Here is a 21951-nt window from a genome sequence, read left to right as displayed (position 1 = left end):
CCCGGCCGCCGGTCTTACATCTTCAGCGCAAGCTGGGGCGACAGCACGTCGATTTCGAGCGCGCGTCCCACGGCGTAATAGGTCAGATGCCCGGCGTGGGTGTTGAGGCCCGCGAGCAGATGCGGGTCCTCTTCGCAGGCGCGCTTCCACCCCTTGTCCGCGAGCGCGAGCAGGAAGGGCATGGTCGCGTTGCCGAGGGCCAGCGTCGAGGTGCGGGCCACCGCCCCCGGCATGTTGGCCACGCAATAGTGCATTACCCCGTCCACCTCGTAGATCGGGTCCTGATGCGTGGTCGGGCGGGAGGTCTCGAAGCAGCCGCCCTGGTCGATCGCCACATCGACGATCGCAGCTCCCGGCTTCATCTCGGACAGTTGCGCCCGGCTCACCAGCCGGGGCGCGGCGGCGCCCGGGATCAGCACCGCCCCGATCACCAGATCGGCGCCGGCCACCTGCTCGGCCGTGTTGCCGCTCGAGGCGTAGGAGGTGCGAAAGAGCGTGCCGAACGCCTCGTCGAGCGCGCGGAGCCTCGGCAGCGAGCGGTCGAGCACGGTCACGTCGGCGCCCATGCCGGCGGCGATCCGCGCCGCATGGGTGCCAACCACGCCGCCGCCGATCACCACCACCTTCGCCGGGCCCACCCCCGGAACACCGCCGAGAAGGACTCCCCGCCCGCCGTTGGCCTTCTGCAAGGTCCAGGCGCCCACCTGCGGCGCGAGCCGGCCCGCCACCTCGGACATGGGCGCCAGCAGCGGCAGGCCGCCCCGCGCGTCCGTCACCGTCTCGTAGGCGATGGCCGTGACGCCCGAGGCCAGCAGGTCGCGCGTCTGCTCGGGATCGGGGGCCAGATGGAGATAGGTGAACAGCACCTGCCCCTCGCGCAGCCGCTTGCGCTCGACCGGCTGCGGCTCCTTCACCTTCACGATCAGGTCGGCTTCGGCGAAAAGCTCTTCGGCGGTGGAGACCAGCCGGGCGCCGGCCGTCCGGTAATCCTCGTCGGGAAAGCCCGCCTCCGCGCCGGCCCCGGTTTCCACCAGCACCTCATGCCCGTGGGCCACGGCTTCGCGTGCGGCATGAGGCGTGAGACCCACGCGATATTCCTGCGGCTTGATCTCCCGCGGGCAGCCAATCCTCATGATCCTTCCTCCCTGATCATTTTCTTCGACCATGCACCCTGCGGCGCGGCGGTGCTTTGAAATCTCGCGTGACGGCGCCGGGGCGGGGGGGTAGGATCTTTCGCAGATGCCATCCTCAGTCGAAGAACCTTGCACCTGAATGGAACTTGACGCGACAGACCGCCGGATCCTCACCGTCCTGCAGAAGCAGGGCCGCATCACCAACGCCGAGCTGTCCGAGCGGGTGAACCTGTCGCCCTCGGCTTGCCACCGGCGCGTGCAGCGGCTGGAGGAAGAGGGCTACATCGCGGGCTATGTCGCGTTGCTGGACGCGCGCAAGCTGGCGCGGCCGACGACCGTGTTCGTCGAGATCACCTTGCAGGGGCAGGCCGACGACCTTCTCGACCGGTTCGAGCGCGAGGTGGCACGCGTGCCCGACATCCTCGAATGTCACCTGATGGCGGGGACGGCCGACTATCTGCTGAAGATCGTGGCGCAGGACACCGAGGATTTCGCCCGCATCCACCGGCAGTATCTCTCGCGCCTGCCGGGCGTGGCGCAGATGCATTCGAGCTTTGCGCTGCGGACCGTGTTCAAGACCACGGCGATCCAGGTGTGACAGCCCCGCCGGGGCCGGCATCCCGCGCCCCGCGGGGCGCAGGATCGGGGCGGCTCAACGGCGCCGGAAGCGCAGGAATGTGAAGAGGCCACCCGGCCCCATCGGGGCCTGTTCGACCACCTCGAGGCGCGGATCGCCCGTGACCCGCTCGATGGAAAAGTCCGAATGCCAGCCTAGCGTGTTCTCGAACCGCGCGAGCGCCTTTTCGACGGCGGCAAGCGGGCCCTTTTCGCGGGCGAAATGGTTCACGATGACGACCTCGCCGCCGGACTTGCAGACGCGGGCCATCTCGGAGACGACACGTTCGGGCTCGGGCACCACCGAGACGAGGAACATCGCCACCACCGTGTCGAAGGTCTCATCGGGGAAGTCGATCTCGCGCGCGTCCATCTGGCGAAGCTGCTTCACCGGCGTCAGGCCGAGTTCCTCGACCTTCTCGCGCGCCTTGGCCAGCATCTCGTGCGAGAAGTCGATGCCGGTCACCTCGACGCGGCGGCTGTAGAGCGGCAGCGACAGGCCCGTGCCCACGCCCACCTCGAGCACGCGGCCGCCACGGGCGTTCACATGCGTCGCCGTGCGGCGGCGCGGACTCTCGCTGACCTTGCCGAAGCTGAAGTCGTAGATCGGCGCCCACCGCTTGTAGCTCCGGCTCACCGCGTCAAGTTCCATGCGTCCATCCCTCTTCCGTTACACTCAGTTGCGCCAGCGGCGCAGGTAGTTCACGATCGACAGGCCGGTCACGCCGAGGTAGGCGAGCCCCACCAGAACCATCAGAAGCCAGAACCGCGTCACCAGCAGCCCGATCACGATCACGGTGCCGATCAGCACGAAGATCGCCTTGTCGCGCGGGATTCGCATTGACTTGGGCGAGATGGTCGGGATCCGGCTCGTCATGAGCAACCCGACCAGCGCCAGATAGATCCCGTAGGCGACGGGGAAGTCGCGGGCATCGATCAGCCCCTGTAGCGACATGAAGACCGGCAGCAGCGCGAGCAGCGCGCCCCCCGGCGCCGGCACGCCGGTGAAATGCGGCTTGATGCCGGGTGGCAAAGGCGTGTCGCGGTTGATGTTGAACCGCGCAAGCCGCAGGCAGCCGCAGATCGTGTAGACCAGCACGAAGACCCAGCTCGTGGAATAGGTGCCCGCCAGCGCATACTGGAAGACCAGAAGGCCCGGCGTGACGCCGAAGTTCAGGAAGTCCGAGAGCGAGTCGAGTTCGGCCCCGAAGCTCGACTGGGCGTTGAGGCGCCGCGCGATCAGCCCGTCGAGCCCGTCGATGGCCGCCGCGAAGACGATCAGCATGGCGGCGAGGTCGAACCGGCCCACCATGATGAAGCGGATCGCCGTCAGCCCCGCGCAGAGCCCGGTGATCGTCACCAGATTCGGCAGGAGCATCAGGATCGGCAGGCTCCGGTCGTCGCCGCGCCGCAACATCGGTCAGCGGGCCGCGCCGGAGCGGCGCGCCTCCGTGCTGGTGAGGTCGGCCAGCACCGTCTCCCCCGACGTCATGACCTGACCGATGCTGACGAGCGGCTCCACCCCTTCGGGGAGATAGACATCCAGCCGCGAGCCGAAGCGGATCATCCCGAACCGCTCGCCGGTCAGAAGCGGCGTGCCCTCCTTGACGTCGCACAGGATGCGGCGCGCGACGAGGCCCGCGATCTGGACCACCGCGATCTGCCGCCCGTCGGCGAGCCGGATGGCCAGCGCATTGCGCTCGTTGTCCACGCTCGCCTTGTCGAGCGAGGCGTTCAGGAACTTGCCGGGCCGGTAGGCGACCGCCGTCACCGTGCCGCCGATGGGCGCGCGGTTCACATGGCAGTCGAAGACGCTCATGAAGACCGAGACGCGGGTCATCGGTTCGGGCCCCATCCCCAGTTCGGCCGGCGGGACCGCGGGTTCGATCAGCGAGACGACGCCATCGGCGGGGCTGACGATCAGCCCTTCGCGGGTGGGGGTGATGCGCACCGGATCGCGGAAGAAATAGTAGCACCAGACGGTCAGAAGCACCCCGATCCAGCCCAGGGGTTCCCAGATCAGGAACAGCAGCAGCGTCACGCCCGCGAAGATGGCAACGAACTTCTTGCCCTCCCGGTGCATCGGCTTGATGAAGGTCGAGAGCATGTCGATCGCCATGGCGGAAGTGCCTTCTGAACTGGGTCTGGTTTCTTGGCCCGGGCCGGAACTCCGGCCGCGTGGATCTGGCAGGGTCAATGAAGGGATAAAACCACGCGGGCAGGCCATTGCAACCCTTGGTGGCGATCCTTCGCCATGCGCTGCTGCCGCACCGGAAAGGAAAACCCCCGACACTTGCGCGACGGGGGTCCGATGGTGGCGAACCCGAAGGCTCGCCCAGCTTCGCGCTGACGTCTCAGAGAGCGCCTTCGCGTTGCGCCTTCTTGCGCGCGAGCTTGCGCGCACGGCGGACCGCTTCGGCTTGCTCACGGGCGCGCTTGACGGAGGGTTTCTCGAAATGCTGCTTGAGCTTCATTTCGCGGAACACGCCTTCGCGCTGGAGCTTTTTCTTGAGGGCCCGAAGGGCCTGTTCGACGTTGTTGTCGCGGACGCTGACCTGCATGTGGTTGTCACCACCTTCCTAGGTTAGAGTTGCAAGATAAGCAGGTCGGGCGCCTATATCAAAGACGGAAAGGCTTGTCCACCGCCCGCGGGCGGGGAAGGGGCGCTGGATCCTCTGGACAAGCCGGTTGTTCTTCCGCCAGCACTGACAACGACAAGGGTGGCAAGTCACCTCAGGGAACCGGAAAGGAATGGCCATGGACAAACGGGATGGAAACGAGAAGGCCCGCGACGCGATCCTCGATGCCGCGGTGATGCATGTGCCCTTCGACGGCTGGTCCGACGCGACGCTCCGCGCGTCGGTGCACGATTCGGGTGTGGCGCCGGGGCTGGCCCGCGCGCTCTTTCCGCGCGGCGGGGTGGATCTCGCGCTGGCCTACCACCGCCGCGGCAACGAACGGATGCTCGAGAAGGCGGCGACCGTCGATCTTGGCTCGATGCGCTACTCGGAGCGGGTGGCGGCGCTGATCCGCTTCCGCCTCGAGGCGGTCGAGGACAAGGAGCTGGTGCGCCGGGGCTCGACGCTCTTCAGCCTGCCGCAGCACGCCGCCGACGGGGCGCGCGCCCTGTGGGGGACGGCCGACCGGATCTGGATGGCGCTCGGCGACACGTCGCGCGACGTGAACTGGTACACCAAGCGCGCCACGCTCTCGGCGGTCTATGGCGCGACGGTGCTCTACTGGCTGGGCGACGAGACGCCGGGCCATTACGCCACCTGGGAGTTCCTCGACCGGCGCATCGACGACGTGCTGCGGATCGAGAAGCTTAAGGCCGAGGCGCAGCGCAATCCGCTGGTGCGGGCGATGACGGCCGGGCCGCGGATGGTCATGCGGCGGGTCCATGCACCCGCTGCCCATGCCGACGTGCCGGGCCGGACGGGCCACCACTGATCGGCCTGCCACCCCTCCCGGCCGCGACGCGCGCGGGGCCGGGCCCCACCCGATGAAGGAGAACCGCGTGAGCCTGCCTGAGACGATGCGCGCCGTGGAGATTTCCCGCCCCGGCGCGCCCGATGTGCTGCGGCCCTGCACCGTTCCGGTCCCGGTGCCGGGGCATGGCCAGATCCTGATCCGCATCGCCTACGCCGGCGTCAACCGGCCCGATGCGCTGCAGCGGGCCGGCGCCTATGCGCCCCCGCCCGGCGCCTCGCCCCTGCCGGGGCTCGAGGCCGCGGGCACGGTCGCGGCCGTCGGCCCCGGCGTCGAGCGCTGGACGGTGGGCGACGAGGTCTGCGCGCTCCTGCCGGGCGGAGGTTATGCGGAATATGCCGTGACACCGGCCGGCCATGCGCTGCCCATTCCCGAAGGCCTCGGCCTGCGCGAGGCCGCCTGCCTGCCCGAGACCTGCTTCACGGTCTGGTCGAACGTGGTGCTGCGCGGGGGTCTCCTGGCGGGCGAGCGGTTCCTCGTGCACGGCGGTTCCTCGGGCATCGGCACGACGGCGATCCAGATGGCGACGGCGCTGGGCGCGCGCGTCTTCGCCACCGCCGGATCGGAGGAGAAATGCGCCGCCTGCCGCGGCCTCGGCGCCGAGCGGGCGATCAACTACCGCGAGGAGGATTTCGTGGCGGTCCTGAAGACCGAGGGCGGCGCGGACCTCATCCTCGACATGGTGGGGGGCAGCTACCTGCCGCGCAACGTGAAGGCGCTGGCGACCGAAGGACGGCTGGTGCAGATCGCCTTCCTCGAGGGCACCCGGATCGAACTGAACTTTGCCGAGGTGATGATGCGCCGCCTGACGATCACCGGCTCGACCCTGCGCCCGCAGAGCGACCTGGCCAAGGACCGCTACGCCCGCGATCTCGAGACGCATGTCTGGCCGATGGTGGTGAGGGGGGCGTTGCGGCCGGTGATGGACAGCGAGTTTCCCCTCGAGGAGGCCGCACAGGCCCACGCAAGGATGGAAGGCTCGTCGCACGTCGGCAAGATCGTCCTGAAGGTGTGACCTGCCCGGGGGTGCCGGAGGCGGGGGCATCGAACCCCCGCCTTCGGCGCTGCCGCGGACAGGGCATGTGGAGGCCCTCGGACATCGGCCTTCGGCGGCGGACCCGCGGCGCTCGGCTGAGCCTGTGCGCCAGGATGTGCGGCTGCCTCCTCGCGGCGCCTGAACGCCGCGCTTGCAGAGGTCAAGGACCGCTCGCCGGACAGTTACGCGGCCGACCGAGCCGTCTTCCGTGGCAACGCCGTCCGCAGGGGCCTCGATGGCCCCAAGGACGGCTCCGCTGCCCGTGTCAACGCTTGCCCTTGCCGTCGATGCTCTTCCTGAGCGCATCCATGATGTTCACGACATTGTCGCCGCCCCGGGCCGTCTTCGGGCCGCTCTTCCGCGTGCCCTTCTTCGGCTTCTTCGACCGGATCAGCTCCAGCAGGTTCTCCTGCACCGGGTCCTCGACCATGTCGGGCTCCCACTTGCGCGTCCGCTCGTCGATCAGCCGCTTGACGAGGGCCAGCGCCTTGGCGTCGGGCTTCCCGCCACCGATGCCGGCGAAATACTCCTCCTCCGGCCGGACCTCGTCGCCGAAGCGGAGCGTCCAGAGGATGATCCCCGTGCCGCGCGGCATGAGCAGGACCGCGCGCTCGCGCCCGCCCAGCACGAGCCGCGCGATGCCCGAACGGTCCGTCGCGCGCATTGCCTCGCGGATCACGGCGAACGCCTCCTCGCCGATCGGGTCCGCAGGCATCAGGTAGTGCGGCCGGTCATACCAGATCCAGGCGATCTCGTCGGAGGGCACGAAACAGTCGATGTCGATGGTCCGGGCACTGTCGAGCGCAACCGCCTCGAGTTCCTCCTCCTCGAGGATCACATGCTCGTCCTCTCCACGGGGATAGCCCTTCACCCGGTCCTCGTCTCCCACCACGGCCCCCGTTCCGGCATCGAGGTATCGGCTGACGACCGGATGACCCGTCTTGCCGTTGAGCGTGCGGAACCGCACCCGCTCGGCGTCCGAGGTGGCCGGCATCAGCGTCACCAGGCAGGTGACGAGCGACAGCTTCAGATAGCCTTTCCAGTAGCTGCGGGGTGCCATGCCGGCTCAACCGCCGCCGTCGCCGCGGGTTCCGGCCGCGTGGATCCGGTCGAGCACCTCGTGCAGCGTCACCAGATGCCGTGCCTCCGGGTCGAACCTCTCGCCGGCCGCCAGCCGTTCGGCCCAGGCGGCGAGGGCACGGCCGCCCCACGGATCGGGCGGCTCGGCAAGGGGCCGGGTGCCGGTGCCATGATGGCGGTGGGCGGCGAAGTCGTAGAAGGAGCCGCCGACATTGGCGAGACTGGCCCCGCCCTGGGTTCCGTGGAAATGCGCCTCGATCACCGCCTCGCGCCCGGCCTGCAGCTTCCAGGAACAGGCGAGGCGGATCACGCAGCCCTCGGCGGTCTGCAGGGTGGCGACGGCGTAATCCTCCACCTCATGCGCCCGCGCGGGCCGGCCGGCGGCCAGCATCTGCGCCTCGACATGGCGCACCTCGGGCCAGTCCAGGGACCAGAGCGCGAGATCCACGAGATGAACGCCCAGATCCATCACGCAGCCGCCCCCCGACAGGGCGCGATCGTAGAACCACGCCTTGTCGGGCCCGTAGGCGTTGTGGAAGGTCAGATCGATCGCGAACACGCGCCCCAGATCGCCCGAGGCGACCAGGGGGCGGATCGCCGCCATCGCCGCCGTCAGCCGATAGGAGAGATCGACGCCGAGCAGCCGGTCGGCCCGCGCGGCGGCCTCGACGACGGCCCGCACCTCCTGCGCCGTGCGTCCGAGCGGCTTCTGGCAGAAGACCGCGCAGCCCGCCTCGAGCGCCGCGAGGCTTTCGGTGGCATGACGGGCGCTCGGCGTGGCGATCACCACCCCGTCAGGCCGATGCGCCAGCGCCTCTTCGAGCGAGCCCACGGCCGCCGCCTCCGGCGCCAGTTCGAGCGCGCGCTCGACCGCTGCCCGGTCGGGATCGCCCAGGGCCACGATCTCGGCCACCCCGGTCCCGGCCAGTGCCTCCATCCGGGCGCGGCCGATCCAGCCAAGGCCCACGAAGGCCAGCCGGGGGCGGGTGCGTGCACCCAGGCTCAACTGCATGTCACCACCGCCTTCACGAACCCCTCGGGCTTGTCGCGGGTCGCATCGAGCGCCGCATCGAGCCGATCGAGCGGAAAGCTGTGGGTGAGCAGCCCCGCCAGATCGAGCCGGCCCTTCTGCACCGCCTCGACCGCCTCGCGCATCCCGCGCAGGTAGGTCTCGGGCCGCCGTTCGTGCGCGTTCACGACGTCGATGCCGCGCCAGTTCCACTGCTGCATGTTCACCTGGCGCGGCCCGTCCTGATGATAGCCCGCGATCACCAGCCGGCCGCCCTCGGCCACCAGCTCTCCGGCAAGGTCCAGCGGCCATTGCTTGCCAACGGCCTCGATCACCACGTCGCAGAAATAGCCGTTGGTGAGGTCGCGCACCTCGTCGATGATCTCCTGATGGTCGAGCATCGCGATCGTCCGGGCGGCGCCCATGCGCCGCGCCATGGCCAGCGACTCGTCGCGGCGCGAGATGGCGATCACTTCGGCGCCCGCATCCGCCGCAAGCCGCGTGAGAAGGGCGCCCAGAAATCCCACGCCGATGATCGCCACCTTGTCCCCGCGCCCGATGCCCGAGCGGCGGAAGATGTTCAGCGCACAGGCCACCGGCTCGGCGGGAAAGGCGATGCCTTCGGGCAGCGGCACGACATGGGCCGCCGGCACGATCTCGTGGCTGGCGTAGCTGCGCTGGCCGAGGAAGGCCACGCGCTGTCCCTCGGCCAGCCCGGTCACGCCCGCGCCGAGCGCCTCGACCGTGCCCCAGCCCTCGTGGCCCATGCCGCCGGCCTCGGTCGGATAGCTCATCCATTCGGGTCCGGCCCAGGGTCCGAGGTTCGAGGCACAGACGCCGCAGGCCTCGATGGCGATCCGCACCTCGCCCTGGGACGGTTCGGGCAGGGGCAGCGACACGATCTCGATCCGGCCGGGGCCGATCAGGCGCGCCGCGCGCATCTGCCGGGCGCCGGCGGGCCGCTCGCGTGCGGGCGTGAGAGAGACGTTCATGGGTCCTCCGGTGTCGGTCATTCTCTGCATGATCATCTTCAGGATCGGCTTCGGAACGATGCCGGCCGCCATCTGTTCCGGGTGCGTCGGAAGAAGGCGCGCGAAAGGCGCGCAGCGGCGGAAGGGCGCCATCCCGCCGACAATCTGCGGTGGCGCCGGAACATTCCCGTGATCCTCTTGTTGGCCGGTTCATCTACAGCATCAATGACAACTTCAGGATCTTCTCATGGCGAGGATACTCATCACGGGCGGCTGCGGGTTCATCGGCCGCCACGTCGCCGAGGAACTGCTGGCGCACGGCTATGAGGTGCGCCTCTACGATGCGCTGATCGACCAGGTTCACGACGGCGTTTCCGTCAGCCTGCCCGAGGGGGCCGAGCTGGTCCGCGGCGACATGCGCGACGCCGACCGGCTGGGCCCGGCGCTGCAGGGCTGCGATGCGGTGCTCCATCTGGCCGCCGAGGTGGGGGTCGGGCAGTCCATGTACGAGATCGCGCGCTATGTGGGCGCGAACGACCTCGGGACGGCGGTCCTGCTCGAACGGCTGATCGACCGGCCGGTGTCGCGGATCGTGGTCGCCTCGTCGATGAGCGTCTATGGCGAGGGCCACTACGCGCGCGAGGACGGCTCGCTGGTCGAGCGCGTGCGGCGCAAGGCGGCCGACATCCGCGCGGCGCGCTGGAACCCGCGGGACGCCGACGGGCGCCCGCTGACCGCCGTGCCGACCGACGAGGGCAAGCGGGTCGATCTCGCCTCGATCTACGCGCTGACGAAATACATGCAGGAACAGGCCGTCCTGATCCACGGCGAGGCCTACGGCGTCGATGCGGTGGCGCTGAGGCTGTACAATGTCTTTGGTGCGGGGCAGGCGCTCTCGAACCCCTACACGGGGGTGCTCGCCAACTTCGCCTCGCGGCTGGCCAATGGCGAACGGCCCACGATCTTCGAGGACGGCGAGCAGAAGCGCGACTTCGTGCATGTGCGCGACGTGGCGCGGGCCTTCCGTCTGGCGCTCGAGACGCCGGACGCGGCGGGCGAGGTGATCAACGTGGGCTCGGGCACGGCCTACACGATCTCGGGGGTGGCCCGGCTTCTGGCCGGCGCCATGGGCCGGCCCGAGATCACGCCGGAGATCCTGAACCGCGCCCGCACCGGCGATATCCGCAACTGCTTTGCCGACATCGGCAAGGCGCGCGCGATCCTGGGCTTCGAGCCGCGCCACCGGCTCGAGGATTCGCTCGATGAGTTCGTGGCCTGGGTCGCGGGATCGGTTGCCGTGGATCGGGGCGCCGACATGCGGCGGCAGCTCGAGGAACGGGGGCTCGTCACATGAGCCGCGACTTCGGCTTTGTCGAATGGTTCCGCCCCGGCGATCATGAGCGGGTCGAGGAGGCGCTGGAGGGTCTGTCGGCCTCGGGCGCGCGCTACCTGCGCACCCATCTGAGCTGGGCGGAATATCTGGCGCCGGGGGGGGCGGAGTGGTTCGACTGGCTGATCCCGCGTCTGGGGCGCGAGATCGACCTGTTGCCCTGCATCCATTACACGCCGCCCTCCCTGTCGCGCACCGGCCGCAGCTCGGGCCCGCCGCAGGAGCTGAAGTCCTACGCGGACTTCATCGACCATGCGCTGACCCGCTACGGGCGGCATTTCTCGCATGTGGAGCTGTGGAACGAGCCGAACAACCTGCTCGACTGGGACTGGCGGCTGGACAGCGACTTCCTTCTCTTCTGCGAGATGGTGGGCGGCGCCGCCTCGTGGGTGCGCGAGCGCGGCTGGAAGGCGGTTCTCGGCGGCCCCTGTCCGTTCGATCCGCTCTGGCTCGACCTGATGGGCGAGCGGGGGGTGCTGGCGCAGTGCGCGGCCGCGGGCTTCCACGGCTTCCCCGGCACCTGGGACAGCGAAGAGGGCGCCTGGGCGGGATGGGACCTGCATCTGGGCGAGATGCGCGCGATCCTCGACCGGCACAATCCCGACTGCGAGATCTGGATCACGGAGACGGGCTATTCCACCTGGCGCAACGACGAGCTTGAGCAGGCCCGGCGCTTTGCCGGGGCGCTGAAGGCGCCGGCGGCCCGCATGTACTGGTACGGCTGGCGCGACCTGCCGCGCGACGTGCCGGTGCAGGAGGGGCTCTGGTTCGATCCGCGCCACTACCACATGGGCGCGATGGACGAGGCGGGCAAGCCAAAGCTCCTCGCGCGGCTCCTGAGTGCCGAGGGGGTCGCGGGCGTGCGCTCGCTGGCCGGGCTCTGTGCGCCGTCGCTGGCGCGGGCGGTGCGGCCGGCGGTCATCACGGGCGGCGCGGGCTTCATCGGCTCGAACCTCGCCGATGCGCTGCTGTCGGACGGGGAAGAGGTGATCCTGCTCGACAACCTGGGCCGGGCCGGGGTCGAGGACAATCTGCGCTGGCTCAAGGCGCGGCACGGCGACCGGCTGCATCCGGTGATCGCCGACCTGCGCGACGAGCGCGCCATGGCCGAGGCCGCCCGCGACGCAGCCTCGGTCTATCACCTTGCGGGCCAGACGGCGGTCACCACCAGCCTCGACAGCCCGGTGGCGGATTTCGAGATCAACGCCCGCGGCACGCTGAACCTGCTCGAGGCGATCCGGGCCACCGGCCGCCCGGTGCCGCTGCTGTTCGCGAGCACGAACAAGGTCTATGGCGCGCTCGAGGATCTCGAGATGCAGCCTGGCGAGCGTCATGTCCCGGCCGATGCCGGCATCGGGACGCATGGCATCCCCGAGACCCGGCCGCTCGAGTTCTGCACGCCCTATGGCTGCTCGAAGGGCGTGGCCGACCAGTATGTGATCGACTATGCCAAGAGTTTCGGCATCCCGACCGCTGTCCTGCGCATGTCCTGCATCTACGGCCCGCGCCAGTTCGGAACCGAGGATCAGGGCTGGGTCGCGCATTTCCTGATCCAGGCCCTGAAGGGCGAGAGGATCTCGGTCTTCGGCGACGGGCGGCAGGTGCGCGACGTGCTGCATGTGAGCGATGCCGTCGCGGCCTACCGGCGCCTGATGGAGGAGGTGGGCGCGGGGCGCATCGGGGGGCGGGCCTTCAACCTCGGGGGCGGGCCTGAGAATGCGGTGAGCCTGCGGCAGGTGCTGGCCGAGATCGGCCGGATCACCGGCCGCGCGGTGCAGGTCACGCACGAGGACTGGCGGCCGGGCGACCAGCTCTGGTTCGTGGCCGACACGCGCGCGTTGGGGCAGGCGGTGGGCTGGCAGCCGACCGTCGGCTGGCAGAGCGGGATCGCCGCGCTGGCCGACTGGCTGGCCGAGCATCGGATCGGTCCGCAGGAGCCTCTGCCCCAGCCCGAGAGGATGCGGGCGTGAGCAGGCAACGTCTCACCATCCTGATGACCGTCGATGCGGTGGGCGGGGTCTGGCGCTATGCGATGGATCTGGCCTCCGGCCTGCGGGGGCAGGTGGATGTCGTCTTTGCCGGCTTCGGCCCTGCTCCATCAGACGCACAGCGGCGGGAGGCCGAGGCGCTTGGCCCCCTCGAATGGTGCGAGGCCCCGCTCGACTGGCTGGTCAGCGGCGAATCCGAGCTGGCCGTGGTGCCGAAGATGATCGCGGGCGTGGCGCGCCGGCATCGGGTGGACCTGATCCATCTGAACCTGCCCTCGCAGGCGGCGGGGCTGTCGGTGCCGGTGCCGGTGCTTGCGGTCTCGCATTCCTGCGTCGTGACCTGGTTTGCGGCGGTGCGTCAGGGCGTGCTGCCCGCGGGCTGGCTCTGGCAGCGGCGGCTGAACCGGCAGGGACTTGCGGCCGCCGATGCGGTGGTGACGCCGACGCAGGCGCAGGCCGATCTGATGGCTTCGGCCTACGGGCCGCTGCCCGAGGTGCGGGTGGTGCCCAACACCAGCCGCTTCGCCCCGCCGGCCCGCCGCATCGCGCGCGCCATGGTGCTGTCGGCCGGCCGCTGGTGGGACGAGGGCAAGAACGCCGCCGTTCTCGATGCGGCGGCGCCCCTGATCGACTGGCCGGTGGTGATGGCGGGGGCCGCGGCATCGCCCAACGGTCAGGCGGTCGAGATCCGCTACGCCGAGGCGCGGGGCGAGCTGTCGCACGCCGACCTCCTCGACCTGATGTGCGAGGCCTCGATCTTCGTCTCGCCCTCGCGCTACGAGCCCTTCGGCCTTGCGGTGCTCGAGGCGGCGCGGGGCGGGCTGCCGCTCGTCCTGTCCGACATCCCGACCTTCCGCGAACTCTGGGAGGGGGCGGCGGACTTCTTCACGCCAGACGATCCCATGGCGCTGGCCGAGGCCGTCAACCGGCTGGTCCGCGACCCGGCCCGGCGCCGCACGCTCGGTCAGGCGGCCCAGAGGCGCGCGGCCGACTACACGCCCGAGCGGCAGGCCCGCTCGATGGCCGCGATCTATGCCGAGCTTTGCCCGATCCCCGAAACCCTCCGTGCCGCGAGGTGACATGAAGGTCCTGTTCTACACCCACTCGCTCGTGTCCGACTGGAACCACGGCAACGCCCATTTCCTCCGCGGGGTCATGCGCGACCTCATCCAGCGCGGCCACGAGGCGCGGGCGCTCGAGCCCGAGGGCGGCTGGAGCCGGACGAACCTCGAGGCCGATCAGGGGGCGGCGCCTGTGGCGGCCTTCGCCCGGACCTTTCCCGAACTGGTCTCGACACGCTACGGCGCCGCCTTCGACCATGAGGCGGCGCTTGCGGATGCCGATGTGGTGGTCGTCCATGAATGGACCGAGCCCGCGCTGGTGGCGCGCATCGGGCGGGCGCGCGCGGCGGGCGGGCGCTTCCTGCTGCTGTTCCACGACACGCACCACCGCGCCGTCAGCGCCGACGGCGAGATCGGCGGGCTCGACCTCTCGGGCTACGATGGGGTGCTGGCCTTCGGCGAGACGCTGCGCGAGACCTACCTCGCGGCGGGCTGGGGGCGGCAGGTCTTCACCTGGCACGAGGCGGCCGATGACGCGCTCTTCCGCCCGGTCCCGTCGGAGATCGAGGGCGAGCTGATCTGGATCGGCAACTGGGGCGATGGCGAGCGCAGCGCGGAGCTGTCCGAGTTCCTGATCGACCCGGTGGCCCGCCTTGGCCTTGCCGCCACCGTGCGGGGCGTCCGCTATCCGGCCGAGGCGCTGGAACGGCTGGCCGCGGCGGGCATTGCCTATGGCGGCTGGATCCCCAACGCCGAGGTGCCCGCGGCCTTCGGGCGGCACCGTGTCACCGTCCATGTGCCGCGGCGGCCCTATGTCGAGGCGCTGCCCGGCATCCCGACCATCCGCGTCTTCGAGGCGCTGGCCTGCGGCATCCCGCTGGTCTCGGCGCCCTGGTCGGACTGCGAGGGCCTGTTCCGCACCGGCACCGACTATCTCGTGGCCCGCACCGGCGCCGAGATGGAGCGTCACCTGCGCGCGATCCTGCATGACCGCGATCTTGCCGAGGCGCTGGCCGAGCATGGGCTGGCCACCATCCGCTCGCGCCACACCTGCCGGCACCGCGTGGACGAGCTTCTGGCGATCGTGAACCGGCTCGGCCTTCCGGCCGCAACGGCGGAGGTGGCCTGATGCGCAGCATTGCCTTCTACGGATCGAGCCTCGTCTCGGCCTACTGGAACGGGGCGGCCACCTATTACCGCGGCATGATCCGCGCGCTGGCCGAACGCGGCTACCGCGTGACCTTCTACGAGCCCGACGTGTACGACCGGCAGAAGAACCGCGACATCGACCCGCCCGACTGGTGCCGCGTCGTGGTCTATGACGGCACGCCCGAGGCGTTGAAACGCGCGGCCGCCGAGGCGGGACAGGCCGACATCGTGGTGAAATGCTCGGGCGTGGGCTACGAGGACGATCGGCTGCTGTCCGAGGTGCTGCGCGCGGCCCGTCCCGATGCGCTGCGCGTCTTCTGGGACGTGGACGCCCCCGCGACGCTGGCCGAGATGCAGGCCACGTCCGACCATCCGCTGCGCCGCGCGCTGGACAGCCTCGATCTCGTGCTGACCTATGGCGGCGGCGAGCCGGTGGTGGCGGCCTACCGTGCCCTCGGCGCCCGCGACTGCGTGCCGATCTACAACGCGCTCGACTCCGAGACGCACCATCCCGTGGCCCCCCAGGACCGCTTCACGGGCGATCTGGCCTTTGTCGGCAACCGCCTGCCCGACCGCGACGCGCGCGTGGCCGAGTTCTTCACCCGCCCCGCCCGCGAGGTCCCCGGCGCGAGCTTCCTTCTGGGCGGATCGGGCTGGCACGACGAGGACTTTCCGCCGAACGTCCACCGCCTTGGCCATGTCGGCACCGCCGACCACAACGCGCTGAACGGCTCGCCCCGGATGGTGCTGAACGTCGCCCGCGACAGCATGGCGGCTAACGGCTTCTCGCCCGCGACCCGCGTCTTCGAGGCGGCGGGCGCCGGGGCCTGCCTCGTGACCGACGACTGGGAGGGGATCGAGTTGTTCCTCACGCCCGACCGCGAGGTGCTGGTCGCCCGCGACGGGCAGGATGTGGCGGAGTATGTCCGCACCGTCGGCAACGAGCGCGCGCGGCTGATCGGCGAGGCGGCGCTGCGCCGTGTCCTGTCGGAACACACCTACGCCCACCGCGCCACCCAGGCCGACGCGCTGTTCCAGCGCCATCTCGGGCGGATGGAGGCGGCGGAATGAGCCTCGACATCGTCATCATCGGCCTCGCGCTCTCCTCCTCCTGGGGCAACGGCCATGCCACGACCTACAGGGCGCTTCTGCGGGGGCTGGCGGCCGAGGGCCACCGCACCCTGTTTCTCGAACGCGACGTGCCCTGGTATGCCGAGAACCGCGACCTGCCCGCGCCCGACTTCTGCCGGCTGGAGCTTTACGGCGCCATCTCGGATCTCACCGGGCGCTGGGCCGAGCGCATCCGCCGCGCCGATGCGGTGATCGTCGGCTCTTATGTGCCCGAAGGGCGCGAGGTGATCGACGCGGTCGCCGCCCTCCGCCCGCGGCTTCTGGCCTTCTACGACATCGACACGCCGGTCACGATGGGCCTGCTGGACGAGGGCCGGGACGAGTTCCTCGCCGCGCGTCAGGTGCCGCTCTTCGATCTCTATTTCTCCTTCTCGGGTGGCGAGGTGCTCGACCATCTCGAGCAGGCGCGCGGCGCGCGTGCGGCCCGCGCGCTCTACTGTTCGGTTGATCCCGAGCACTACCAGCCCCTGCCCGGAGAGCCGCGTTGGGATCTGGGCTATCTCGGCACCTACAGCCCCGACCGGCAGCCGACGCTCGAGGCGCTTCTGCTCGAGCCGGCCCGGCGCCTGCCCGACCGGCGCTTCGTGGTGGCCGGGCCCTCCTATCCCGCCGACATCGACTGGCCCGCGAATGTCGAGCGGATCGAGCATCTGGCGCCGGCCGACCATGCGGCCTTCTACAGCCGGCAACGCTTCACGCTGAACGTGACGCGCGCGGCCATGATCCGCATGGGCTGGTCGCCCTCGGTGCGCCTGTTCGAGGCGGCGGCCTGCGCCACGCCGGTGATCTCGGACCACTGGCGGGGGCTGGACGAGCTTCTGCCCGACGGTGAGGCGATCCTGATCGCCCGCGGCCCCGAGGATGTGGTGCGGGCGCTGACGGATCTGGGCGACGAGGCGCGGCTGGCGCTGGGCCGGGCCGCGCAGCGCCGTGTGCTCGCGCGGCACACCGGCCGGGCGCGGGCGCGGGATCTGGCCGAGGCCCTGCACCGGCAGGCCAGGGCCGCGGCCTGAACTCCGGGCGCGGACAGTAGCTGGTGACGCGGGCGCAGGTTGCGCCGGGACAACGGAGGACTCCCATGCTCAAGAGAACCGCTCAGAACACCATCCTCGTGGCCGGGGGCGCGGGATTCGTCGGATCGCACCTGTGCGAGACGCTGCTGCGGCAGGGGCACCGCGTCATCTGCCTCGACAGCTTCCTCACCGGCTCGATGGAGAATGTGCAGGCCCTGTGCAACTTTCGCGAGTTCCGGCTGATCCGCCAGGACGTGGTCGAGCCGCTCCGCCTCAGCGAGCAGGTCCAGCAGATCTACAACCTCGCCAGCCCCGCCTCGCCGCCGCAGTATCAGGCCGATCCGGTCCATACGATGATGACGAATGTCGTGGGCACGCAGAACCTGCTGGCTCTGGCCGAGGCTCATGGCGCGCGCTTCCTGCAGGCCTCGACCTCCGAAGTCTATGGCGATCCCGAGATCCATCCCCAGCCCGAGGACTACCGCGGCAACGTGAGCTGCACCGGCTCGCGCGCCTGCTACGACGAGGGCAAGCGCGCGGCCGAGACGCTCTGCTTCGACTACCGCCGCCGGGACCGGGCGGATGTGCGGGTCGCGCGCATCTTCAACACCTACGGCCCGCACATGAGGCCCGATGACGGGCGCATTGTGTCGAACCTGCTGGTGCAGGCGCTTCAGGGCGTGCCGCTGACCATTTACGGCACGGGCGCGCAGACGCGCTCCTTCTGCTATGTGACGGACCTCGTGGCGGGCCTCATGGCGCTGATGGCGGTCGATGAGGCGCCGGAAGGGGCGATCAACCTCGGCAATCCGGGCGAGTTCACCATTGCCGAGCTTGCCGATCTCGTGCAGCGGCTGGTTCCCTCGGCTGCGGGCGTGGTGCATCGGCCTCTGCCCGAGGACGACCCGCGCCGCCGCCGGCCCGACATCAGCCGGGCCAAGCGCCTGCTGGGCTGGGAGCCACGGGTGCCGCTGTCCGAGGGGCTGCCGCAGACCGCGGCCTGGTTTGCCCGCCACCTGGGCCGGACCTTGCCTGCGCCCCTGCGCGCGACCAGGGCCATCCAGTCGGTCCGGGCCTGAAGATCCGACCACCGTCGGCCGGTCGCACCCGTTCGGGCGGGATCGCCACTGCCATAGGTATGGCGCCCCGCCTTAATCCTGTCGTTCCCCGGCCTTCGTCCCACGCTAGGCAGCGTCTCGCGCCCAGGTTGTTCCGCAACCGCCTTGGCGCGAGGAACGGCAGGGCGATGGGATGCACATCCGGCACGGCGACAAGAGCTTTCTGGTATCCACCTGGGACGCCGGTCAATCCTACCTCACCACCTGGTCGGCCGGAAACGTGCGGATCCTCGAGGACGAGCGCGTCGCCCTTACGCTGAGCAAGTCCACCGACGGGCACTCCCGCCCCTGGATCGGGGGCGAGATCCAGTCGGACGCCGCCTTCACCACCGGATCCTGGAGCTGGATGGCCCAGGCGCCGCGGATGGTGGATGGCACCGTCTTCGGCCTGTTCCTCTACAAGCAGGACTACCGCACCCAGCCCTGGCGCGAATATGACATCGAGTTCGTGGGCGGCGACACGACGAAGATCCACCTCGCCGTCCATTTCGAGGATGCCGGCGGCCGCCATGTCACGCTGCGCAAGCCCCTGATCATCGACCTCGGCTTCGACGCGGCCGCGGCGCCGCATGTGTACGAGATCCAGGTCACCAGCAAGAACGCGTTCTTCCGCGTTGATGGCGAGACGGTGGCGGTGATCGATGCCTCCTACGTCGAGGGCGGGGTCTGGGATCCGGGCCCGCTCAAGAGCCTCGTCGATCTCTGGGCCACCCCGCCCGAGCTGGCCCCCTGGGCGGGCCTGATGAGCACAAGCCACACCGCGCCGCTGACGGCCCATGTCGAGAACATCCGCCTGCCCTCGGACAGCACGATCTTCGGCAACCGCAGCGCCAATCTCGTGCAGGGCACGGGCGCGGCCGATCTTCTCTACGGCTTTGGCGGCAACGACACGCTGGCGGGCGGCGGCGGGGCCGACAGGATGTATGGCGGGGCGGGCCACGACATCTACCTCGTGGACAATGCGGCCGACCGGGTGATCGAGCGTGCGGGCGAGGGCACGGACACGGTGCGGTCCTCGGTCAGCTACCAGCTCGAGGCCCATGTCGAGCGCCTGGTCCTGACCGGCAGCGCCGCCATCAACGGCATCGGGAACGGGCAGGCCAACCTGATGATCGGCAACGGCGCCGCGAACCGCCTCGTCGGGGGCGGCGGCAATGACCGGCTCGAGGGGCGGAACGGACATGATCGGCTCGAGGCGGGTGCGGGCCATGACACGCTGATCGGCGGCGCCGGCAACGACCGGCTGCTCGGCGGGGCGGGCCGCGACCTGTTGCTCGGCGGAACGGGCGCCGACCGCCTCGACGGTGGCGCGGGCAACGACACCCTCACCGGCGGGGCCGGCCACGACACTTTCGTCTTCGCGCGGGGGCATGGACGCGACGTGATCACCGATTTCGTGCCCCGCGGCGGCGAGGACCGGCTGGAGATCCACGGCTATGATCGCGCGGCCGAGGTCCGGCAGGTCGGGGCCGACACGCTCATCGTGCTGTCGGACAGCGACTCCATCCTGCTGCAGAATGTCCGTGTCGCGCAGCTCGGGCCGGTCGATTTTCTCTTCGTCTAGCCGACGGCGTCCGCGGCCTCGGCCGAGCGCATGGCCGCTTCGGCCGCGGTGAGGAAATCGCTGCGCGCCAGCGGCTTGCCGAGGACGGAGGCAAAGCGCGGCGTGGCCCGCGTCATCCGGCTGCGCCAGTCCGGCAGCGCGGTGATCAGCACCACCGGCAGATCCGGCGCAAGCTCGTTCGCGGCTTGCCCGAGGTCCGCTCCGGTCACATGGGGCATGTCGAAGTCGGTCACGAGCAGGTCCCAGAGGGTTGGATCGTCGCGCAGCGCCGCAAGCGCATCCCGAGGGTCGGCGCAGGGCACGACCTCGGCTCCGGCCTGCTCGAGAAAGGCCGAGAGCACCCGAAGGACGTCGGCATGGTCGTCCACGACAAGGACGGTGCGGCCCGTGAGGCATCCGGTCAGGGCACCGGCCGTCGCGGATGTCGGAGCGGCCGGCGCCTCGGCCAGGTCGCGCGCCTCGATCGGCCAGAGGACGGTGAAGCGCGTGCCCGCTCCGGGCGCGCTCGCAAGCGCGATGGCGCCGTGATTGGCCGCCAGGACGCCGGTCACGATCGCGAGGCCGAGGCCGGTTCCGGCGGCTCCCTTTGTCGAGAAATAGGGCTGGAACACCCTGGCCTGCGTCTCCGGCGCGATCCCGGGGCCGTTGTCGGACACGGTCAGGGCAACGTAGCCCTGCCCGGCGCTCGGGGAGCCGGCCGCGAAGGGACCGGCCAGTTGCGCCGGATCGGGCGCGCCGAGGGCGAGCGTGATCTCGTATCCCGTCTCGCGCGGGGGCGCGGTGGCGATGGCATCGCGGGCGTTGATCACGAGGTTCAGCACCACCTGCAGGATGTCTGTCGGGTCCGCCTCGACCCAGACCGGCTCCGGCGGCAGGGCGAGCGTGAGCCGCGTGCGGTTGCGCAGCCCGGCCCGGACGAGATCGGCCGCCTCATGCAGCAAGGCGCGCAGGTCGATGCGCGAGCGGTTGCTCTGCCGTTGGCCGAGGCTGAGGAACCGTCGCACCAGCGCCCCCGCCTGCTCGGTGGCCGAGAGGATCCGCTGTGCATGGGCTTCGGCCGCGCCGGGCCCGAGGTCGCGGATCAGCGTGGCCGATCCGCCGATCGCCGCCAGCAGATTGTTGAGATCATGCGCGAGCCCCGAGGCGAGCTGTCCGATGATCTCGCGCCGCTGCGCCATCTGGAGTTCTTCGCGCAGGCGGGCCTGTTCCTGCTGCTCCCGCAGGCGTTTGGCGATGTTGCGCGACATGCAGATGATCCCGCCGCCGGCCTTCCGCGTCAGCGAGACCTCCTGCGGCAGGTCGCTGCCATCCAGCCGGCGTCCGACCACCTCGCCGCGCCAGCCGCCCTCCGCCTCGAGCGCCGGCAGGGCCACCGCGGCGAGATGGTCGGCCACCTCCGGCGCATAGAGATCGCGCCAGGAGCGGCCGATGATCTCTTCGGGGCTGGTGAAGCCGAACATCTCGCGATGGGCCCGGTTCATGTAGAGGTAGCGTCCATCTGGATCGGTGATGGCGATGCCGTCGTGCGAGGCATCCATGGCGGCTGCCAGATCCGTCCGCGCGCGCTGCTCGGCCTGCTGGCGCTGGACATGCGCCTCCGTCGTGTCGCTGATGACGACCAGGTAGCCCGCGGATCCGCCCGTCACGCACGGCAGGCGCGAGGCCGAGACCGAGTGCCATCGCCGGCCCTCCGCAAGCGGAACCTCATACTCATGGCCGGCGGAGCGGCCCTTCTCGTCCACCTCGTCGAGCACCTGCCGGGCCAGCCGGGCCAGCGGGGCGGGCAGGGCATCCTCGAACCGCTCGCCGCGGACGGGCTCGGGCAGCGGCGACCGGGGCCCGAGCCATCCGGCGCGGCAGCGCACGAGCCGCCGATCGCCATCAAGCTCGACCAGCATGTGCGGCATGGCGTCCAGCATCGCCTGCAGCCGGTCGCGCTCTTCGCGCAGGGCCGCCTCGGTGTCGGATGGCTGGGGCGGCTTTGACCGGAGAGCCCAGGGTGTCATCATGGGCAGACGCCCGGCCACCGGCGGGGCACGGAAAGAAGGGTGATCACCAGCACAGTCTCCTCTGCGTCGGCATGTCCGCGCCGTTCGGGCGGGCCCCGAGTCGCGCGCGCATCCTGACGGGAACTTCTTCCCGAAATCCTAATCCCGCCCGGTCTTGGGAGAACGCGGCCGTTCGTATTCGCGCGCCCTCTTTCG

The 21951-nt window shown here is 70.4% G+C and carries 20 protein-coding genes; 11 read left to right on the top strand and 9 right to left on the bottom strand.

The features are described 5' to 3' along the window. Window positions 1-14: 14 nt before the first annotated feature. Complete coding sequence (gene ald / locus LV780_RS11145; protein WP_011909400.1) at window positions 15-1133, bottom strand: alanine dehydrogenase; 1119 nt, start codon at window positions 1131-1133, stop codon at window positions 15-17. A gap of 139 nt (window positions 1134-1272) precedes the next feature. Between ald and LV780_RS11140 the strand changes: the two genes are divergently transcribed. Continuing rightward, on the top strand, window positions 1273-1731 hold the full coding sequence (locus tag LV780_RS11140) for an Lrp/AsnC family transcriptional regulator (protein ID WP_011909399.1): 459 nt from the start codon (window positions 1273-1275) through the stop codon (window positions 1729-1731). A 54-nt stretch (window positions 1732-1785) separates the two neighbouring features. On the opposite strand, the gene LV780_RS11135 is transcribed toward LV780_RS11140, so the two are convergent. From LV780_RS11135 to rpsU, 4 genes are all read right to left on the bottom strand, one after another. Beyond that, complete coding sequence (locus LV780_RS11135; protein ID WP_011909398.1) at window positions 1786-2400, bottom strand: class I SAM-dependent methyltransferase; 615 nt, start codon at window positions 2398-2400, stop codon at window positions 1786-1788. Window positions 2401-2424: 24 nt separating this feature from the next. Further along, window positions 2425-3165: a CDP-diacylglycerol--serine O-phosphatidyltransferase gene (gene pssA / locus LV780_RS11130; RefSeq protein ID WP_011909397.1), complete on the bottom strand. Its 741-nt coding sequence runs from the start codon at window positions 3163-3165 to the stop codon at window positions 2425-2427. A gap of 3 nt (window positions 3166-3168) precedes the next feature. After that, window positions 3169-3867, bottom strand: a complete 699-nt coding sequence (locus LV780_RS11125) for a phosphatidylserine decarboxylase (protein WP_011909396.1) — start codon at window positions 3865-3867, stop codon at window positions 3169-3171. A 235-nt stretch (window positions 3868-4102) separates the two neighbouring features. Continuing rightward, entirely contained in the window at window positions 4103-4309 is a 207-nt protein-coding gene (rpsU, locus tag LV780_RS11120) for a 30S ribosomal protein S21 (protein ID WP_002720900.1), read from the bottom strand. A gap of 196 nt (window positions 4310-4505) precedes the next feature. Here rpsU and LV780_RS11115 point away from each other — a divergent pair, with 196 nt between their 5' ends. Further along, window positions 4506-5198, top strand: a complete 693-nt coding sequence (locus LV780_RS11115) for a COQ9 family protein (protein WP_108220990.1) — start codon at window positions 4506-4508, stop codon at window positions 5196-5198. Between the two features lie 67 nt (window positions 5199-5265). After that, a complete protein-coding gene (locus tag LV780_RS11110) occupies window positions 5266-6252 on the top strand; it encodes an NAD(P)H-quinone oxidoreductase (protein WP_108221028.1) in 987 nt (328 codons plus the stop codon). 286 nt (window positions 6253-6538) lie between these two features. Here the strand turns inward: LV780_RS11110 and ku are convergent, their stop codons facing one another. The 3 genes from ku to LV780_RS11095 are packed head-to-tail and all read right to left on the bottom strand — an operon-like array spanning window position 6539 to window position 9354. Next, window positions 6539-7333: a non-homologous end joining protein Ku gene (ku, locus tag LV780_RS11105; protein WP_108220991.1), complete on the bottom strand. Its 795-nt coding sequence runs from the start codon at window positions 7331-7333 to the stop codon at window positions 6539-6541. A gap of 6 nt (window positions 7334-7339) precedes the next feature. Next, window positions 7340-8365, bottom strand: a complete 1026-nt coding sequence (locus LV780_RS11100; protein WP_108220992.1) for a Gfo/Idh/MocA family protein — start codon at window positions 8363-8365, stop codon at window positions 7340-7342. After that, the gene (locus LV780_RS11095) at window positions 8356-9354 is read right to left on the bottom strand and encodes an MDR/zinc-dependent alcohol dehydrogenase-like family protein (protein ID WP_101341779.1); all 999 of its coding nucleotides are present in this window, start codon (window positions 9352-9354) and stop codon (window positions 8356-8358) included. The genes LV780_RS11100 and LV780_RS11095 overlap by 10 nt, the downstream gene beginning before the upstream one ends. Window positions 9355-9580: 226 nt before the next feature. On the opposite strand from LV780_RS11095, the gene LV780_RS11090 reads away from it, so the two are divergent. From LV780_RS11090 to LV780_RS11055, 8 genes are all read left to right on the top strand, one after another. Continuing rightward, window positions 9581-10687 carry an NAD-dependent epimerase/dehydratase family protein gene (locus tag LV780_RS11090; RefSeq protein ID WP_108220993.1) on the top strand — a complete coding sequence of 369 codons (1107 nt, stop codon included), beginning with the start codon at window positions 9581-9583 and terminating at the stop codon, window positions 10685-10687. After that, window positions 10684-12693, top strand: coding sequence for an NAD-dependent epimerase/dehydratase family protein (locus LV780_RS11085; RefSeq protein WP_101341727.1), 2010 nt, complete (start codon window positions 10684-10686; stop codon window positions 12691-12693). The genes LV780_RS11090 and LV780_RS11085 overlap by 4 nt, the downstream gene beginning before the upstream one ends. Then, window positions 12690-13790 carry a glycosyltransferase family 4 protein gene (locus LV780_RS11080; RefSeq protein ID WP_101341728.1) on the top strand — a complete coding sequence of 367 codons (1101 nt, stop codon included), beginning with the start codon at window positions 12690-12692 and terminating at the stop codon, window positions 13788-13790. Before LV780_RS11085 ends, LV780_RS11080 begins: the two co-directional genes overlap by 4 nt. Before the next feature lies 1 nt (window position 13791). Beyond that, the gene (locus LV780_RS11075; protein WP_108220994.1) at window positions 13792-14901 is read left to right on the top strand and encodes a CgeB family protein; all 1110 of its coding nucleotides are present in this window, start codon (window positions 13792-13794) and stop codon (window positions 14899-14901) included. Next, the gene (locus tag LV780_RS11070; protein WP_108220995.1) at window positions 14901-15992 is read left to right on the top strand and encodes a CgeB family protein; all 1092 of its coding nucleotides are present in this window, start codon (window positions 14901-14903) and stop codon (window positions 15990-15992) included. The genes LV780_RS11075 and LV780_RS11070 overlap by 1 nt, the downstream gene beginning before the upstream one ends. Then, window positions 15989-17065, top strand: a complete 1077-nt coding sequence (locus tag LV780_RS11065; protein WP_108220996.1) for a CgeB family protein — start codon at window positions 15989-15991, stop codon at window positions 17063-17065. Before LV780_RS11070 ends, LV780_RS11065 begins: the two co-directional genes overlap by 4 nt. Before the next feature lie 65 nt (window positions 17066-17130). Beyond that, window positions 17131-18144, top strand: a complete 1014-nt coding sequence (locus tag LV780_RS11060) for a UDP-glucuronic acid decarboxylase family protein (protein WP_011909384.1) — start codon at window positions 17131-17133, stop codon at window positions 18142-18144. 172 nt (window positions 18145-18316) lie between these two features. Further along, complete coding sequence (locus LV780_RS11055; protein WP_108220997.1) at window positions 18317-19747, top strand: family 16 glycosylhydrolase; 1431 nt, start codon at window positions 18317-18319, stop codon at window positions 19745-19747. On the opposite strand, the gene LV780_RS11050 is transcribed toward LV780_RS11055, so the two are convergent. After that, window positions 19744-21756 (bottom strand): PAS domain-containing hybrid sensor histidine kinase/response regulator, encoded by a 2013-nt coding sequence (locus LV780_RS11050; protein WP_108220998.1) that lies wholly within the window; start codon window positions 21754-21756, stop codon window positions 19744-19746. The genes LV780_RS11055 and LV780_RS11050 overlap by 4 nt on opposite strands. Window positions 21757-21951: the final 195 nt, after the last annotated feature.

The sequence above is a fragment of the Cereibacter azotoformans genome (assembly GCF_021391315.1).
Taxonomy (GTDB): Bacteria; Pseudomonadota; Alphaproteobacteria; order Rhodobacterales; family Rhodobacteraceae; genus Cereibacter_A; species Cereibacter_A azotoformans.
Note: the sequence above shows the minus strand (reverse complement) of the source record. Positions and strands in the feature narration are given on the sequence as shown.

Bases quoted from the DNA above. Each gene is read 5' to 3' on its own strand.
- ald (WP_011909400.1), bottom strand. From the start codon at position 1,133: ATGAGGATTGGCTGCCCGCGGGAGATCAAGCCGCAGGAATATCGCGTG.
- LV780_RS11140 (WP_011909399.1), top strand. From the start codon at position 1,273: ATGGAACTTGACGCGACAGACCGCCGGATCCTCACCGTCCTGCAGAAG.
- LV780_RS11135 (WP_011909398.1), bottom strand. From the start codon at position 2,400: ATGGAACTTGACGCGGTGAGCCGGAGCTACAAGCGGTGGGCGCCGATC.
- pssA (WP_011909397.1), bottom strand. From the start codon at position 3,165: ATGTTGCGGCGCGGCGACGACCGGAGCCTGCCGATCCTGATGCTCCTG.
- LV780_RS11125 (WP_011909396.1), bottom strand. From the start codon at position 3,867: ATGGCGATCGACATGCTCTCGACCTTCATCAAGCCGATGCACCGGGAG.
- rpsU (WP_002720900.1), bottom strand. From the start codon at position 4,309: ATGCAGGTCAGCGTCCGCGACAACAACGTCGAACAGGCCCTTCGGGCC.
- LV780_RS11115 (WP_108220990.1), top strand. From the start codon at position 4,506: ATGGACAAACGGGATGGAAACGAGAAGGCCCGCGACGCGATCCTCGAT.
- ku (WP_108220991.1), bottom strand. From the start codon at position 7,333: ATGGCACCCCGCAGCTACTGGAAAGGCTATCTGAAGCTGTCGCTCGTC.
- LV780_RS11100 (WP_108220992.1), bottom strand. From the start codon at position 8,365: ATGCAGTTGAGCCTGGGTGCACGCACCCGCCCCCGGCTGGCCTTCGTG.
- LV780_RS11095 (WP_101341779.1), bottom strand. From the start codon at position 9,354: ATGAACGTCTCTCTCACGCCCGCACGCGAGCGGCCCGCCGGCGCCCGG.
- LV780_RS11090 (WP_108220993.1), top strand. From the start codon at position 9,581: ATGGCGAGGATACTCATCACGGGCGGCTGCGGGTTCATCGGCCGCCAC.
- LV780_RS11085 (WP_101341727.1), top strand. From the start codon at position 10,684: ATGAGCCGCGACTTCGGCTTTGTCGAATGGTTCCGCCCCGGCGATCAT.
- LV780_RS11075 (WP_108220994.1), top strand. From the start codon at position 13,792: ATGAAGGTCCTGTTCTACACCCACTCGCTCGTGTCCGACTGGAACCAC.
- LV780_RS11070 (WP_108220995.1), top strand. From the start codon at position 14,901: ATGCGCAGCATTGCCTTCTACGGATCGAGCCTCGTCTCGGCCTACTGG.
- LV780_RS11065 (WP_108220996.1), top strand. From the start codon at position 15,989: ATGAGCCTCGACATCGTCATCATCGGCCTCGCGCTCTCCTCCTCCTGG.
- LV780_RS11060 (WP_011909384.1), top strand. From the start codon at position 17,131: ATGCTCAAGAGAACCGCTCAGAACACCATCCTCGTGGCCGGGGGCGCG.
- LV780_RS11055 (WP_108220997.1), top strand. From the start codon at position 18,317: ATGCACATCCGGCACGGCGACAAGAGCTTTCTGGTATCCACCTGGGAC.
- LV780_RS11050 (WP_108220998.1), bottom strand. From the start codon at position 21,756: ATGATGACACCCTGGGCTCTCCGGTCAAAGCCGCCCCAGCCATCCGAC.